The following is a 15,645-nucleotide window of genomic DNA, read 5'->3' as shown; positions in this document are numbered from 1 at the left end:
TCAGCACGCACGCATACTACGAGCGGCATACGACACCGGTCGCGTAGCATCCGAGGATGCCCGACGACGTGATCCTGTTCGACGTGCGCGACGGCCTCGCGCACGTGACGCTCAATCGCCCCGCCCGGCTGAACGCGGTCGACCCGGCGGCGATCGCCCGGTGGCAGGACCTCGCGCACGAGATCGCCGACCGCGACGACATCGGCGCCGTGCTGTTCGACGCGAACGGTCGCGCGTTCTGCGCCGGCGGCGACGTGCTCGCGATGTCCGCGCTCGCGAGCGACGGCGACGAGCCCGCGGGCGAGGTCGTGCGGCGGCTCGCCGACCGCATCCACGACGGCCACCGCACCCTGCGCGAGAGCACCAAGCCGATCGTGGCGGCGGTGCAGGGCCCGGTCGCCGGCGGCGGACTCGGCTTCATGCTCGTCGCCGACGTCGTGATCGCCTCTGACCGGGCGACCTTCGCGAGCCGGTACGCCGACATCGGGCTCACGCCCGACTGCGGCGTGAGCACTCTCCTCCCCGAGGCCGTCGGCGTGCGGCGCGCGCTCGAGCTCACGCTCACGTCGCGCACGCTGACCGCCGCCGAAGCACTCGATTGGGGGCTCGTCGCGGAGGTCGTCGCACCCGACGCGCTGGACGCGCGGGCCCGTGCCGTGGCATCCGCCTGGCTCGCCGGACCCACGAGCGCGTTCGGCCAGACGAAGCGCCTCATGCACTCGGGCCTCGGCCGGCCCTTCCAGGAGGCGCTCGACGACGAGGCGAGGACCATCGGCGCATCGATCGAGACGCCGTACGCCCGTCGCGCCGTCGCGGAGTTCGCCCGGTCGGCCTCGTCGCGCTGAACGCCCACGCGCGGCGCGGCCCCGTCAACCCGATGCCGATCGCGGTGCCGCTCGGCAGAATGGGCCCATGGCAGACGACGACCTCCAGTCCCTGACCGATGAGATCGGCCGGCTCGCGCGCGACCGGTCCATCTCGGTCGCCGCGGCCGAATCGCTCACGTCCGGGGCCATCGCGAGCGCCTTCGGGCGCGGCGACCAGGCGTCGGCGTGGTTCGCGGGCGGCGTGGTCGCCTACGACGAGCGCGTCAAGCGCGAGGTGCTCGGCGTCACCGCCGAGTCGGTGCTCACACCGCAGTGCGCGCGCGAGCTCGCCGCGGGCGCCGCACGGCTCCTCGGCGCCGACGTGGCCGTGGCGGTCACGGGCGTCGGCGGGCCGGAGCCCGAGGAGGACCTGGACCCGGGCACCGTGTTCGCCGCGATCTGCGTCGGCGAGACCGTGACGGATGCCGCGTGGCGCTTCGACGGCGACCCGTCGGCCGTCGTCGAGCAGACCGTGCTCGCCGCGCTCCGCCTCGTGCGCGACGCCCTCGCCTGAGCGGGGGCGCCGCGCCGCCGCGCCTCAGTCGTGCTGCGGGAAGCCCAGGTTCAGGCCGCCGTGGCTCGGGTCGAGCCACCGGCTCGTGATCGCCTTCTCCTGCGTGAAGAAGTCGAAGCCGCGCGGGCCGTACGCCTTCGCGTCGCCGAACAGCGAGTCCTTCCAGCCGCCGAACGAGTGGTACGCGACGGGCACCGGGATCGGCACGTTGATGCCGACCATGCCGACCGTCACCTCGCGCTGGAAGCGCCGTGCGGCACCCCCGTCGTTGGTGAAGATCGCCGTGCCGTTGCCGTACCGCGACGAGTTGATGAGGTCGAGCCCCTCCTCGTAGCCGTCGACCCGCACGACCGACAGCACCGGCCCGAAGATCTCGTCGCGGTAGACCGCCGACGACGTGGGCACCCGGTCGATGAGCGTCGGTCCCATCCAGAACCCGTCGGGTTCGCCGTCGACGTCCGGGTCGCGTCCGTCGACGACGACCGAGGCGCCGTCGGATGCCGCCACGTCGAGGTAGCCGGCGACCTTGTCGCGGTGCTCGCGCGTGATGAGCGGCCCCATGTCGCAGCCGCGCGTGCCGTCGCCGGTGCGCAGCCGCGACATCCGCTCGCTGATCTTCGCGACGAGCTCGTCGGCGATCGAGTCGACCGCGACGACCGCCGAGATGGCCATGCAGCGTTCGCCCGCCGAGCCGAAGCCCGCGTTGACGGCGGCGTCGGCGGCCAGGTCGAGGTCGGCGTCGGGCAGCACGAGCATGTGGTTCTTCGCGCCGCCGAGGGCCTGCACGCGCTTGCCGTTCGCCGTGGCGGTCGCGTAGATGTACTGCGCGATCGGCGTCGAGCCGACGAACGAGATCGAGCGCACCGCGGGGTGCTCGAGCAGCGCATCGACCGCGACCTTGTCACCGTGCACCACGTTGAGGACGCCGTCGGGCAGGCCTGCCTCCTGCATGAGGCGCGCGAGCCAGATCGACGCCGACGGGTCCTTCTCGCTGGGCTTCAGCACGACGGTGTTGCCCGCCGCGATCGCCAGCGGGAAGAACCACATGGGTACCATCGCCGGGAAGTTGAACGGGCTGATCACGCCGACCACGCCGAGCGGCTGGCGCAGCGTGTAGACGTCGATGCCCGTCGAGACGTTCTCGGAGTACTCCCCCTTCGTGTACGCGGGCATGGCGCAGGCGAGCTCGACGACCTCGAGCCCGCGGGAGATCTCGCCCGCCGCGTCGCCCAGCACCTTGCCGTGCTCGCTCGTGAGGATCGCCGCGAGCTCGTCGCTGCGGGCGTTCAGCAGCTCGCGGAACGCGAACATCACCTGCTGGCGCTTGGCGATCGACGTGTCGCGCCACATCGGGAACGCGCGCGCCGCGGCCTGCACCGCGGCATCCACGTCGGCCGTCGTCGCGAAACGCACCCGCCGCTGCTCGACGCCGCGCGCCGGGTTGTAGACGGGTCCGGTGCGGTCGGATTCGCCGGGGACGGGCGCCCCGTCGATCCAGTGCTCGACGACCTCGGCGGTCGCGGTGCCCTCGGCGGTGGGGGCGGTTCGGGTGTCGGTCATGATGCTCTTCCTTCCGGTCGAGTGGTTCGGGTCGGTGAAGACGGCGACGGATGCCGCGGCATCCGCCTCACGGGGAGACGGTGCCGAGCACCTCGTCGTAGATGGCCGCCGCCTGGGCGACCTCGTCGGCGGTGACCACGCAGGGCGGCACCACGTGGATGCGGTTGTCGGCGATGAACGGCAGCAGGCCGCGTTCGACGAGCGCGCCCTTGATGCGGCCCATCTCGGCGGCCGGCAGCGGTTCGCGCGTCTCGGGGTCGGCGACGAGCTCCATCGCCCAGAACACGCCCTCGCCGCGCACCTCGCCGATGACGCGGTGCTTCTCGGCGAGCTCCGACAGGGCGGGCGCGATCGCCTCCGCGCCGACCTCGCGCGCATGGTCGACGATGCCCTCGGATTCCATGGCATCGATCGAGCCGACGATCGAGGCCATCGCGAGCGGGTGGCCCGAGTAGGTGAGCCCGCCCGGGAAGACGCGCTCGTCGAAGTCGGCGGCGATCTCGTCGGAGATGATGACGCCGCCCACGGGCACGTAGCCGGAGTTCACGCCCTTGGCGAAGGTGATGAGGTCGGGCGTCACGTCGTAGCCGTCGAACGCGAACCAGCGTCCGGTGCGGCCGAAGCCCGCCATCACCTCGTCGACGATGAGCACGATGCCGTGCCGGTCGCAGAGCTCCCGGACGCCTGCGAGGTAGCCGGGCGGCGGGATGAGCACGCCCGCCGTGCCCGGGACCGTCTCGACGAGGATCGCCGCGATCGACGACGGGCCCTCGGCCTCGACGACGCGCCGCAGGTGGTGCAGCGCGCGCTCCGACTCCTCCTCGGGCGTCGTCGCCCAGAACTCGGAGCGGTACAGGTACGGTCCGAAGAAGTGCACGTGGCCGCGCGCGAAGCGATTGGGCACGCGGCGCCAGTCGCCGGTCGCGACGATCGCCGCGCCCGTGTTGCCGTGGTACGAGCGGTACGTCGACAGGACCGTGTCGCGACCGGTGTGCAGGCGCGCCATCCGGATCGCGTTCTCGTTGGCGTCGGCGCCGCCGTTGGTGAAGAAGACCTTGGAGTGCCGTTCGGGGGCGCGGGCGACGATGCGCTTGGCCGCCTCGCCGCGCGCGAGGTTCACGGCCGACGGGGCGACCGTGGCGAGCAGGCCCGCCTGCTCGGTGATGGCCTGCACCACCGCCGGATGCTGGTGGCCGATGTTGACGTTCACGAGCTGGCTCGAGAAGTCGAGGTACTCCTTGCCCGCGTGGTCCCACACGGTCGTGCCGCGTCCGCTCGCGATGACCAGCTGCGGCGGGCTGCCCTGCGCCGACCACGAGTGGAACACGTGCTCGGCGTCGAGCTCGCGTGCGAGCTGGTCGAGCCCTTCGGTGAGGTTGTCGGTCATGGCGTCGCTGCCTTTCGTGCGGTTCGGGTTCCGGTGGTCGAGTAGCGCCCGGCGGAGCCGGACGCGTACCGAGATCGCTGCACGGGTCTCAATGCGGCGCTGCGCGCCTACTCGACCACCGGGTGGTGCTAGTTGCCGCCCTCGTTGAGGGTGACCTCGATGGGTTCGAAGGACTCGCCGGTCGTGTCGACCTCGTCGCCGAGCTCCTCGATGGCCCGTTCGATGTACTCGTTGGTCCACGCCGAGGCGGGCGGCTCCTCCGTGATCGGGCTCGCACCCGACTCGTTGACCGCCGACAGGGCGCCCTCGACCGTGCGGTTCCAGGCCTCCTCGTCGATCACGCCGATGCCGTTCTCGGCGGGCCAGATGAGCTTGTTGGTCTCGTTGACCATCCACAGCTCGTGGCTCGGGCCCCAGCCGGAGCCGGCCGCGATTGTGATCTCCGACGCCTCCTCGGGATTGTCGCGCGCGAAGGCCCAGCCCTTGATGACCGCCTTGAGGAAGGCGACCGTGGTCTCCTGGTACTCCTCGTCGCTCTCGAGGCGCTCGGTGTCGGCCCAGATCGCATCCTGGAGCATGGCGCCCACGGTGTCCTCGTAGCTGATGACGTTGAAGTCCTCGGGCGTGTACAGCTCACCCGTGTCGGGGTCCACCGTCTCGAGCAGCTGCGCGTACTCGTTGTAGGTCATGGCCTGGGCCGCGTCGATGTCGCCCTGCAGGAACGCGTTCATGTTGAAGTCCTGCGTGATGATCTCGACGGTCGACGAGTCGAGGCCCTCCGCGGCCATGGCCGCGAAGATCTCCCACTCGTTGCCGAAGCCCCACGAGCCGATCTTCTTGCCCTCGAAGTCCGCCACCGACGAGATGTCGGAGTCGGCCCACGACACCTGCAGGGTGCCCGAGCGCTGGAAGATCTGCGCGATGTTGGTGAGGTTGGCGCCCTGCTCGATCGAGCCGAGCACCTTCGGCACCCACGCGATCGCGTAGTCGACGTCGCCGTTGGCGAGCGCGTCCTGAGGCACGATGTCGCCACCGGACGGGATGATCTCGACCTCGAGGCCCTCCTCCTCGAAGTAGCCGTTCTCGACGGCCGCGAAGTAGCCGGCGAACTGGCCCTGCGGCAGCCACTGGAGCTGGAGCTTGACGGGCGTGAGGTCGCCCTCGCCGCCGCCCGTGGCGCCGTTGCCGCCGCCGTCGCCCGAGTCGCCGCCCGCGCAGGCGGAGAGGAGCAGTGCCGCCGAGACGGCGAACGCTCCGGCCGCGAGTCCGCGGCGTGTGCTGTGCTTCATGTCGGTCCTTCCTGGTTCCCGGTGCGTGCGATGGTGCTGGTGGTGATGGTGGTGCCATCCCCTGCAGGGCGGGGACGCCTGCGCCTGACCGCGTGGTGGGCGGTGCGGGCGAGCGGATGCCGCGGGGCCGGCGCCGGGCGCGTCATCGCGCACCTCCGCCGGGGCCGCGGCGCAGCACGAGCCGTTCGAGGGCCAGCGTCGCGAGGTAGAAGACCAGGCCGAGCACGATCGAGGCGAGCACGTACGCCCACGCCCGCGCATAGGCGCTGGATGCCGCCGAGGTCGAGATCAGCGATCCCAGACCACCGCGCGGGCCGCCGAAGTACTCGGCGACGAGGGCCGAGATGACGGCGAGCGACGAGGCGATGCGGATGCCGGTGAGCACGAACGGCACCGCGGTCGGCAGCGTCAGCACGCGCATCACCTGCTGCGAGTTCGCGGCGTACGCCTTCATGAGGTCGCGGTGCACGGGCTGGGTCTGCCGGAATCCGCGCAGGGTGTTGATGAACACCGGTACGAACGAGGCGAGCGCGGCGATGGCCTGCCGGCCGAACTGGCTGTCCGCGCCGAACATCGAGTTCAGCACGGGCGCGAGGGCCACGATCGGCACCACGGCGAGCGCCGCGACGATCGGGGCGCTCATCCGGTCGACGACCTTCCAGCGCGCGGCGAGCGAGGCGAGGAGGATGCCGAGCAGGGAACCGACGATGAGTCCGAGCAGGGCGTTGGTCCCGGTGATGAGGGTCGCGGCGAGGATCGACGGGAAGAACGCGACGAACTGCTCGATGATCGACGCCGGGCTCGGCAGCAGGTAGTCGGAGACGCCGACGACGCTGACGAGGAACTGCCAGACGCCGAGCACGATGAGCCCGACCGCGATGGGCGCGACGACGCGCAGCGTCGCCTCGGTGCGGGGGCTCATGCGGGTCGGTCGCCCGGCGGTCGTCGCGCTCATCAGCGGGTCTCCACCCCGCGCGGGCCGGATGACACGGGCGAGCCGCCGTGCAGCGCCTCGCGCACCGCGGTGACCATGTCGAAGAACGCGCGCTCCTCGCGGAGCTCCTCGGTGCGCGCGGCCCGCTCGGCCTCGGCGCCGAGCCGCATGGGCACGACCTGCTGGATGCGACCGGGCCGCGGCGACATGACGACCACCCGGTCGGAGAGGAACACGGCCTCGGGGATCGAGTGGGTGACGAACACGACGGCGGCGCCCGTCTCGGCGGAGATGCGCACGAGCTCGGTCTGCATCTTCTCGCGGGTCATCTCGTCGAGCGCGCCGAACGGCTCGTCCATGAGCAGGAGGCGCGGCTGCTCGGCGAGCGCGCGGGCGATCGCGACGCGCTGCTGCATGCCGCCCGAGAGCTGGTCGGGGTACCGGTCGGCGAAGTCCGACAGGCCGACCATGTCGAGCAGGTGCTCAACGCGGCTGTGTCGTTCCGCGGAGCCGACGCCGTGCAGCTCGAGCGGCAGGGCGACGTTGGCCGCGACGGTGCGCCACGGCAGCAGGCCCGCCTGCTGGAACGCGATGCCGTAGTCCTGGTCGAGCCGGGCCTGGCGGGCGGTCTTGCCGAAGACGGTGAGCGTGCCGCCGGTGGGCTCGTCGAGGTCGGCGATGAGGCGCATGAGGGTGGACTTGCCGCATCCGCTCGGCCCGATGAGCGAGATGAACTCGCCCGGCGCGATGACGAGGTCGATGGCGTCGAGGGCGTGCACCTGGCCGGTGCGGGTCTCGAACACCTTGTCGACGCCGCGCACTTCGACGGCGGCCGTCGAGTCGGGCGTGGTGGGGGTGGCCTCCGTCATGCGGACTCCTCGGATCGTCGGTAGTTCTTCAGGATGGCGCCGAGCAGGGCGACCGAGCCCGCGGCGACGAGGCCGAGCACGATCGCGCCGAAGATCGGGCCCCACGCCTTGGCGGGGTCGCCGGAGGCTTGCCCGGCGAACTGGATGAGGATGCGGCCGATGCCGCCCTGCAGGCCCGTCGACACCTCGGCGACGACCGCGCCGATGACGGCGTTCGCCGCGCCGAGCCGGAGTGCCGGGAGCAGGTAGGGCACGGCCGCGGGGAACCGGAGCTTGACGAGGGTCTGCCAGTAGCCGGCGGCGTACGTCTGCATGAGCTCGGTGTGGATGCGGTCGGGCGACTGCAGGCCCTTCAGCGCGCCGACCGCGATCGGGAAGAACGCGAGGTAGCTCGCGATGAGCGCGACCGACATCCAGTCCTGCCACTCGAACGCGCCGATCTCGACGCGCGACCCCCAGCTCTTCACGACCGGCGCGAACGCGATGAGCGGCACGGTCTGGCTGAGCACGATCCAGGGCAGCAGGCCCCACTCGGCGATCCGCCACCGCTGCATGACGAGCGCGAGCCCGATGCCGACGACCACGCCCACGAGCCACCCGGCGGCGGCGATGCCGAGCGTGGTGAGCGCCGCGAGCAGCACGACGAACCACAGCGGCTGCGCCGACGGGGAGCGCGTCACGGGCTCGGCGAGGCGGGCGATCATGTCCCAGACGTGGGGCATGGCGAGGTCGGTCGAGCGCGGCAGCACCCTGGTGCCCGCGATCACGACGCCGTCCGCCGGGGCGAGGAACTTGTAGCCCTCCCAGAGCAGGGCGAGGGCGAGGATGCCGGCGAGGCCCCAGGCCCACGCGGCGGCGGTCCGGCCGGCGCGACGCGAGCGTCCGACGCGCCCGGCGCGCCCGGCCGAGCGGATGCCGCCGGGCACGCCTCCCGGGACGGCGTCCGCCGTCTCGCGCTCGCGCAGGTCGGTCATGACTTCGCCGCGACGTGCTCGGAGAGCGCCGGGATCACGGTCTCGCCGTAGACCCGCAGCGTCTCCTCCTTGTTGTCGTGCTGGAGGTACCCGGCGAACTGGTCGACGCCCAGTTCGGCGAGGGCCTTCAGCTTCTGGATGTGCTGGTCGGCCGACCCGAGCACGCAGAACCGCTCGACGATCTCGTCGGGGACGAAGTCGACGTGGTCGTTCTCGGCCTTGCCGTGCGTGTTGTAGTCGTACCCCTCCCGCCCGCGGATGTAGTCGGTGAGCGCGTCGGGCACCGTGCCGTGCGCCCCGTACTTCGCGACGATGTCGGCGACGTGGTTGCCCACCATCCCGCCGAACCACCGGCACTGGTCGCGCATGTGCCCCCAGTCGTCGCCGATGTACATGGGCGCGGCGACGCAGAACTTCACCGACATCGGGTCCCGCCCGACCTTCTCCGCGGCATCCCGGACCGTCTTGATCATCCACGCGGCGATGTCGAGGTCGGCCAGCTGCAGGATGAACCCGTCGCCGACCTCGCCCGCGACCCGCAGCGCCATCGGCCCGTAGGCGGCCACCCACACCTCGAGCTCGGAGCCCTTGCTCCAGGGGAACCGGATATTCGAGCCGTGGTACTCGACGGACCGCGAGTTGCCGAGCTCGCGGATCACGTGGATCGACTCCCGCAGCTCCGTCATCGTCGTCGGCTTGCCGTTGGTCACGCGCACCGCCGAGTCGCCTCGGCCGATGCCGCAGACCGTGCGGTTGCCGAACATCTCGTTGAGGGTCGCGAAGACGGATGCCGTGACCGTCCAGTCGCGCGTCGCCGGGTTCGTCACGAACGGGCCGACCTTGATGCGCTGGGTCTGCGCGAGGATCTGGCTGTAGATGACGTAGGGCTCCTGCCAGAGGATGTGCGAGTCGAACGTCCACACGTGGCTGAAGCCGTGCACCTCGGCGAGCTTCGCGAGCTGGATCGTGCGCGATGCCGGGGGGTTGGTCTGCAGGACCGCTCCGAATTCCATCCGTGCTCCTTAGATGAGGTACTGGCTGAGGCCGCGCTTGAGGAAGCGCCCGTCGCCCTTGGCGCCGACGTACGTGTCGTCCTCGACGACGACCTTGCCGCGGCTCATGACCGTGTCGACCTTGCCGTCGATCTCGTAGCCCTCCCATGCGGAGTAGTCCATGTTCATGTGGTGGGTCTTCTCGAGGCCGATCGACGTGTGGCCGTTCGGGTCGTACACGACGATGTCGGCGTCGGCGCCGGGCTGGATGACGCCCTTCGTGCCGTACAGCCCGAACATGCGCGCCGGGGTCGTGCTCGTGAGCTCCACCCAGCGCTCGAGCGTGATCTCGCCCGTGACGACACCCTGGTACATGAGGTCCATGCGGTGCTCGATCGAGCCGATGCCGTTGGGGATCTTGCGGAAGTCGCCCAGGCCGAGCTCCTTCTGGTCCTTCATGCAGAACGGACAGTGGTCGGTCGAGACCATCTGCAGGTCGTTCGTGCGCAGCGCCTGCCACATCGAGTCCTGATGGCCCTCGGCGCGGCTGCGGAGCGGCGTGGAGCACACCCACTTCGCGCCCTCGAACGCGCCCCACTCGTCGCTCTTCGCGCCGAGCTGGTCCTCCAGCGACAGGTAGAGGTACTGCGGGCAGGTCTCGCCGTAGACGTTCTGGCCGCGGTCGCGCGCCCAGGCCAGCTGCTCGACCGCCTGCTTCGCCGACACGTGCACCACGTAGAGCGGTGCGCCCGTCAGCTTCGCGAGCATGATCGCGCGGTGGGTCGCCTCCTCCTCCATCTCCCAGGCGCGAGCGATGCCGTGGTAGTACGGGTCGGTCTTGCCCTCGTCGATGAGCTGCTGGGCGAGTACGTCGATCGCCGGCCCGTTCTCGGCGTGCATCATCGTGAGCAGGCCCGTGTCGCGCGACACCTGCATCGCCCGGAGGATCTGCGCGTCATCCGAGTAGAAGACGCCGGGGTAGGCCATGAACATCTTGAAGCTCGTGATGCCTTCGTCCGGCAGCTTCCGCATGGCCGCGAGCGACGCCTCGTTCACGTCGCCGACGATCTGGTGGAACCCGTAGTCGATCGCGCAGTTGCCGCCGGCCTTCTCGTGCCAGGCGGCGAGGCCGTCCTCGATGCGCTGGCCGTAGGTCTGCACCGCGAAGTCGATGATCGAGGTGGTGCCGCCGTGCGCGGCGGCCCGCGTGCCCGATTCGAAGGTGTCGGATGCCTCGGTGCCGCCGAACGGCAGTTGCATGTGCGTGTGCGCGTCGATGCCGCCGGGGATCACGTACTTGCCGGTGGCGTCGATGACCCGGTCGACGGATGCCGCGACATCCGTGCCCATGAGCTCGCTGCCGGGCTGCAGCACGGCGACGATGCGCTCGCCGTCGACGAGCACGTCGGCCTCGACGCGCCCGGTCGCGCTCACCACGGTGCCGCCGGAGATGAGGGTGGTCGTCATTGCTTCTCCTTGTTCCCGGTGGTCGAGTAGGCCGCCTGCGGCCGTATCGAGACCCGGTGACGCGATCTCGGTACGCTCGCTTCGCTCGCTACTCGATCACCGACTCGGTCGGGTTACGGCTTCGGGATGGCCTCGTAGGAGTCGGGGCGGCGGTCGCGGTAGAACTGCCACGTGTTGCGCACCTCGCGGATGAGGTCGAGGTCGAGGTCGCGGATGACGACCTCCTCGTGCTCCTCGGAGCCGTAGTCGCCGACGAGGTTGCCGCGCGGGTCGACGAACTGGCTCTTGCCGTAGAACGTCACCGCGAGGTCGCCGTACTCGTTGTCCTCCTTGCCGACGCGGTTGGGTGCGGCGACGAAGTAGCCGTTGGCGGCCGCGGCGGCGGGCTGCTCGATCTCCCAGAGGCGGTTGGAGAGCGCGGGCTTGGTGGCGTTGGGGTTGAAGACGATCTGCGCGCCGTTCAGGCCCAGCTCGCGCCATCCCTCGGGGAAGTGCCGGTCGTAGCAGATGTAGACGCCCACGGGGCCGACGGCGGTGTTGAACACCGGGTAGCCGAGGTTGCCGGGGCGGAAGTAGAACTTCTCCCAGAACTTCTCGAGGTTCGGGATGTGGTGCTTGCGGTACTTGCCGAGGATCTCGCCGTCGGCGTCGACGACCACCGCGGTGTTGTAGTACACGCCGGGCTGCTCCTCCTCGTAGATGGGGAGGATCATGACCATGCCGAGCTCCTTGGCGAGCTTCGCGAAGCGCTGCACGATCGGCCCGTCGGCCGGCTCGGCGTAGTCGTAGTACTTCACGTCTTCCGTGATGCCGAAGTACGGACCGTAGAACAGCTCCTGGAAGCAGATCACCTGGGCGCCCTGCTCCTTGGCCTGCCGGGCGAACTGCTCGTGCTTGTCGAGCATCGACTCCTTGTCGCCCGTCCAGGTCGTCTGGGTGATGGCCGCTCGAACGATCGTCATGTTGCCTCCTGAGTCGGTCGGCGCCGTTGCCGCCCGCTGGACAGGCCGTGGGACTAGTGCCTGCCTTGCGTGCCGCGACGCCGAGCAATGGTGCCGAGGACCGTCGTCGGCTGCGGGCCGGCGACGGGTGCCGAACGGGGCTTGCGACCCGTTCTGTTATTCTTCGGCGTGAACATTTCCCTTGTGTTTCAGTCTGTGACGCGGTGGTTAAACATCCTGTCCCCTGCTGCGTGAGGAGGCAATGGTGGGATCTGCTCTTCGCATGGATGTCACCGAGCTGCGCTCGCTCGCGCCCTTCGACGACACGACCCCGCGCGGCATCGCGGGAGACCTGGCACGACTGGTCAACAGCGGCGAACTCGCCGGCGGCGCCCGCCTGCCCACCGTCCGCGAGCTGGCCTCCGAACTGGGGGTGAGCCCGGCCACGGTGAGCCAGGCCTGGCAGGCCCTCGCGCGCGCCGGTCTGATCGAGTCACGGGGTCGTGCGGGCAGCTTCGTGCGTCGCGGCGCCGCCGAGGGACCCGCCACGCGCATGCGCGGCATGGCCGCACCCGACGACCCGGTGCGGCTGGACCTGTCGCGCGGCACGCCCGACCCGCTCCTGCTGCCGCCGCTCGGCGCGGCGATCTCGCGCATCTCGGCCCGCGCCGACGTCGGCAGCTACCAGGACGAGCCCGTGCTCCCCGCGCTCGCCGCGGTGCTGCGCCGGTCGTGGCCGAGCGACGCCGAGGCCCTCGTGGTCGTCGACGGCGCGCTCGACGCGATCTCGCGCACCCTCGACCAGGTGGTGCGCTTCGGCGACCGCGTCGTCGTCGAGCATCCCGGGTTCCCGCCGTTCCTCGACCTGCTCGACCTGCTCGGCGCCGAGGCCGTCCCCGTCGCGATCGACGAGCACGGGATGTCGCCCGACGGACTCGCGGCGGCGCTGCGGCGCCGACCGAGCGCGGTGCTTCTGCAGCCGCGCGCGCAGAACCCCACGGGCGCGTCGATGACGCCGGAGCGCGTGGAGGCGCTCGCGCGCGTCATCCGCTCGGCCGAGGGCGTGGACGACCTCGTCGTCATCGAGGACGACCACTCGGGACTCATCTCGACCGAGGGCGACGTGACCCTCGGCACGCACCTGCCCGACCGCGTCGTGCACGTGCGCAGCTTCGCCAAGTCGCACGGCCCCGACCTGCGCATCGCCGCGGTCGGCGGGCCGCGCGACCTCGTCGGCCGCATCATGGCCCGGCGCATGCTCGGCCCGGGCTGGACCTCGCGGCTGCTGCAGTCGATCCTGCTCGACCTGCTGACGGATGGCGCCGCGATCGACGCCGTCGCGGAGGCCCGGCGCGCGTACTACACCCGCCAGCGCGCGCTCGGCGACGCGCTGCGCTCGCGCGGGGTGCCGGTCGCGCACGCCGACGGGATCAACCTGTGGATGCCCGTGCTGTCGGAGCGGTCGACGCTCGTGCAGCTGGCGGCGGCCGGCATCCGGGTCGCGGGCGGGACGCCGTTCCTCGCCGCGTCGGCGGGCGGGGCCGTGGTGGCGGGGGCGCGCCGCGGCCCCGAGGGCGAGTTCGTGCGGGTCACCGTGGGCGTGGTGCGCGAGGATGCGGCATCCGTCGCCGACGCGCTCGCGAGCGCGGCCCGCCACCTCGCGGCCGGCGGCTACTGAGGATCGCCCCGTCCCGGGCGAGGCAGGCGAGCCGCGCGGGGCGCGGGTCAGGCGCGGGAGTGGTTCGGGGCCTTGGCGTAGTGGTCGGGGGACATCGTGAGCTCGGCCTGGCCGGCGGTGATCGAGCGCAGGTCGAGCACGTAGCGCGCGAGCTCGGCCTCGGGCACGTGCGCGACGACGCGGGCCCGTCCGCCGTCGGCCGCCTCGGTCGCGTGCACGCGTCCCCGACGGCCCGACAGGTCGGTGAGCACCGCGCCCTGCAGGTCGTTCGGCACGGTCACCGTCACCGCCGACACGGGCTCGAGCAGCACGGTGCCCGCCTCGGCGAGCGCCGCCTTGACGCCGATGGATGCCGCGGTGCGGAACGCCATCTCGGACGAGTCGACCGAGTGCGACTTGCCGTCGTACAGTTCGACGCGCACGTCGACCACCGGGTGCCCCTGCGGTCCGCCCGCGGCGAGCGCGTCACGGGCGCCCTTCTCGACGGCGCCGATGTACTGGCGCGGCACCGCGCCGCCCGTGACCGAGTCGACGAACTCGAACCCGCTTCCGGGCGGCAGGGGCGAGACGCGCAGTTGCACGACGGCGAACTGCCCGTGCCCGCCCGACTGCTTCTTGAGCTTGCCCTCGACCTGCGCCGAGCCGGCGATCGTCTCCCGGTACGCGACGGGCGCGGGCCCGGTGTTCACGTGCACCCCGAAGACGCGGGCGAGCCGCTCGACGGCGACGGCGAGGTGGGTGTCGCCGAGGCCGCGCAGCACGGTCTGGTCGCCGGCACGGTCGACCACGAGGGTCGGATCCTCCGCGACGAGCCGTGAGAGCGCGCCCGACATCTTCTCGTCGTCGGACTGGGAGGCCGGGTCGAGGCTCACCGCGTAGACCGGCGGCCGGTCGGGCAGCATCGCCGGGCGCGCCGTGCCGGTGGGCCGCGACCACAGCAGCGAACCCGACGGCGACCCGGTGAGCTTCGCGACCGCGCCGACCTCGCCCGCGGCGAGCGTGCCCGCGGTGAGGTGCTCGTTGCCGCGCAGCCGGAACAGCCCGTGGATGCGCTCGTCGGCGCCGGTCGTGGCGTTGCGCAGCTTGTCGCCCGTGCGGAGCGTGCCCGAGAGCACCTTGAGCATCGACACCTGGCCGACGAACGGGTCGGCGACCGTGCGGAACACGTGGACGACGGTCTCGCCCGCCGGGTTCGGCGCCACCTTCACCTCGGCGCCGCCCGTGCCCTCCCCGACACGGATGCGCCCGTCGCGATCGGTGGCGGCGGGCGTGAGTTCGCAGACGAGATCCGCGACGCGGTCCACCCCCGCTTCGGTGACGCCCGAGCACACGAGGACGGGCACGGCCTCGCCGGCCGCGACCTCGCGGGCGAAGGTGCGCTCGAGTTCGGCGACCGAGGGCTCCTGACCCTCGAGGTACGCCTCGAGCTGCGCGTCGTCGTGCGACACGATGTCCTCGGTCACCTCGACGTGCATCCGGTGCTCCTCGTCCGCCGCCTCGGGCGGCAGCGGCTCGTCGTGGTGGTGGCCCGAGTCGTCGTAGACATGCACCTGTTCGCTGAGCACGTCGGCGATCGCGCGGAACCCGGCCTCCTCGCCGAGCGGCAGCTCGAGTGCCCACAGGTGGTCGCCGAACGCGTCGCGGAGTTCCGCGAGCACGCGGCGGAAGTCGGCGCGAGCCTTGTCCTCCTGCGTCACGACCACCACGCGCGGCACGCGCGCGGCCTCGGCGGCGGCCCACACGGACCGCGTGCCGCCGGTGACCCCGTCGACCGCGCTCACGACGACGACCGCGACATCCGCGATCGAGAGCGCCGCGTCGACGCCGCCCACGAAGTCGGGATGCCCGGGGGTGTCGGCGAGCGTCACCGCGTACGCCGTGCCGTCGGGGCCGGTCCAGTCGAAGCAGGCGAGCGAGAGCCCGAGGCTCGTGTGGCGGGCGATCTCCTCGGGCTCGTGGTCGCAGACGGTCGTGCCGTTCTCGACGCTGCCCGCCCTCGGGATGGCGCCGGCGCGATGCAGCAGCGCCTCGGCGAGGGTGGTCTTGCCCGATCCGGCCGCGCCCACGAGGGCGATGGTCCGGTGGGTCGGAGTCGATGCGTCGTTCATGGGGCCTCCCGCGCCGCTGCGGATCCGTGGATCCATCGTCGCGCGGTCGCGCCGCGAGCGCCAGAG

General features: G+C 71.6%; 13 protein-coding genes. 3 read left to right on the top strand and 10 right to left on the bottom strand.

Features of this window, described 5'->3' with window-relative positions; all coding sequences use genetic code 11:
* Window positions 1-56: 56 nt before the first annotated feature.
* Window positions 57-845, top strand: a complete 789-nt coding sequence (locus M1L56_RS09690) for an enoyl-CoA hydratase/isomerase family protein (RefSeq protein ID WP_248599070.1) — start codon at window positions 57-59, stop codon at window positions 843-845.
* A gap of 67 nt (window positions 846-912) precedes the next feature.
* The gene (locus M1L56_RS09685) at window positions 913-1,380 is read left to right on the top strand and encodes a CinA family protein (protein ID WP_248599069.1); all 468 of its coding nucleotides are present in this window, start codon (window positions 913-915) and stop codon (window positions 1,378-1,380) included.
* Between the two features lie 24 nt (window positions 1,381-1,404).
* On the opposite strand, the gene M1L56_RS09680 is transcribed toward M1L56_RS09685, so the two are convergent.
* From M1L56_RS09680 to M1L56_RS09640, 9 genes are all read right to left on the bottom strand, one after another.
* Entirely contained in the window at window positions 1,405-2,940 is a 1,536-nt protein-coding gene (locus M1L56_RS09680) for a CoA-acylating methylmalonate-semialdehyde dehydrogenase (RefSeq protein WP_067948415.1), read from the bottom strand.
* Between the two features lie 67 nt (window positions 2,941-3,007).
* The gene (locus M1L56_RS09675; RefSeq protein WP_248599068.1) at window positions 3,008-4,327 is read right to left on the bottom strand and encodes an aspartate aminotransferase family protein; all 1,320 of its coding nucleotides are present in this window, start codon (window positions 4,325-4,327) and stop codon (window positions 3,008-3,010) included.
* 128 nt (window positions 4,328-4,455) lie between these two features.
* Entirely contained in the window at window positions 4,456-5,616 is a 1,161-nt protein-coding gene (locus tag M1L56_RS09670; protein WP_067948419.1) for an ABC transporter substrate-binding protein, read from the bottom strand.
* 142 nt (window positions 5,617-5,758) lie between these two features.
* Entirely contained in the window at window positions 5,759-6,571 is an 813-nt protein-coding gene (locus tag M1L56_RS09665; protein WP_248599067.1) for an ABC transporter permease, read from the bottom strand.
* The gene (locus M1L56_RS09660; RefSeq protein ID WP_248599066.1) at window positions 6,571-7,419 is read right to left on the bottom strand and encodes an ABC transporter ATP-binding protein; all 849 of its coding nucleotides are present in this window, start codon (window positions 7,417-7,419) and stop codon (window positions 6,571-6,573) included. Before M1L56_RS09660 ends, M1L56_RS09665 begins: the two co-directional genes overlap by 1 nt.
* Window positions 7,416-8,393 (bottom strand): ABC transporter permease, encoded by a 978-nt coding sequence (locus M1L56_RS09655; protein ID WP_248599065.1) that lies wholly within the window; start codon window positions 8,391-8,393, stop codon window positions 7,416-7,418. Before M1L56_RS09655 ends, M1L56_RS09660 begins: the two co-directional genes overlap by 4 nt.
* Entirely contained in the window at window positions 8,390-9,406 is a 1,017-nt protein-coding gene (locus M1L56_RS09650; RefSeq protein ID WP_248599064.1) for a TIGR03842 family LLM class F420-dependent oxidoreductase, read from the bottom strand. Before M1L56_RS09650 ends, M1L56_RS09655 begins: the two co-directional genes overlap by 4 nt.
* A 9-nt stretch (window positions 9,407-9,415) precedes the next feature.
* Window positions 9,416-10,852 carry a dihydropyrimidinase gene (gene hydA, locus M1L56_RS09645; RefSeq protein WP_248599063.1) on the bottom strand — a complete coding sequence of 479 codons (1,437 nt, stop codon included), beginning with the start codon at window positions 10,850-10,852 and terminating at the stop codon, window positions 9,416-9,418.
* 113 nt (window positions 10,853-10,965) lie between these two features.
* Entirely contained in the window at window positions 10,966-11,814 is an 849-nt protein-coding gene (locus M1L56_RS09640) for a nitrilase-related carbon-nitrogen hydrolase (protein WP_067948429.1), read from the bottom strand.
* Between the two features lie 262 nt (window positions 11,815-12,076).
* Between M1L56_RS09640 and M1L56_RS09635 the strand changes: the two genes are divergently transcribed.
* Window positions 12,077-13,471: an aminotransferase class I/II-fold pyridoxal phosphate-dependent enzyme gene (locus M1L56_RS09635; RefSeq protein ID WP_082847138.1), complete on the top strand. Its 1,395-nt coding sequence runs from the start codon at window positions 12,077-12,079 to the stop codon at window positions 13,469-13,471.
* A 47-nt stretch (window positions 13,472-13,518) separates the two neighbouring features.
* Here the strand turns inward: M1L56_RS09635 and M1L56_RS09630 are convergent, their stop codons facing one another.
* Window positions 13,519-15,579 carry an elongation factor G gene (locus M1L56_RS09630; RefSeq protein WP_248599062.1) on the bottom strand — a complete coding sequence of 687 codons (2,061 nt, stop codon included), beginning with the start codon at window positions 15,577-15,579 and terminating at the stop codon, window positions 13,519-13,521.
* Window positions 15,580-15,645 lie beyond the last annotated feature (66 nt).

The organism is Agromyces sp. C10, from assembly GCF_023217995.1.
Lineage (GTDB): Bacteria > Actinomycetota > Actinomycetes > Actinomycetales > Microbacteriaceae > Agromyces > Agromyces indicus.
The sequence above is the reverse complement of the archived record's forward strand: the minus strand, read 5'-3'. Positions and strand labels throughout refer to the sequence as shown.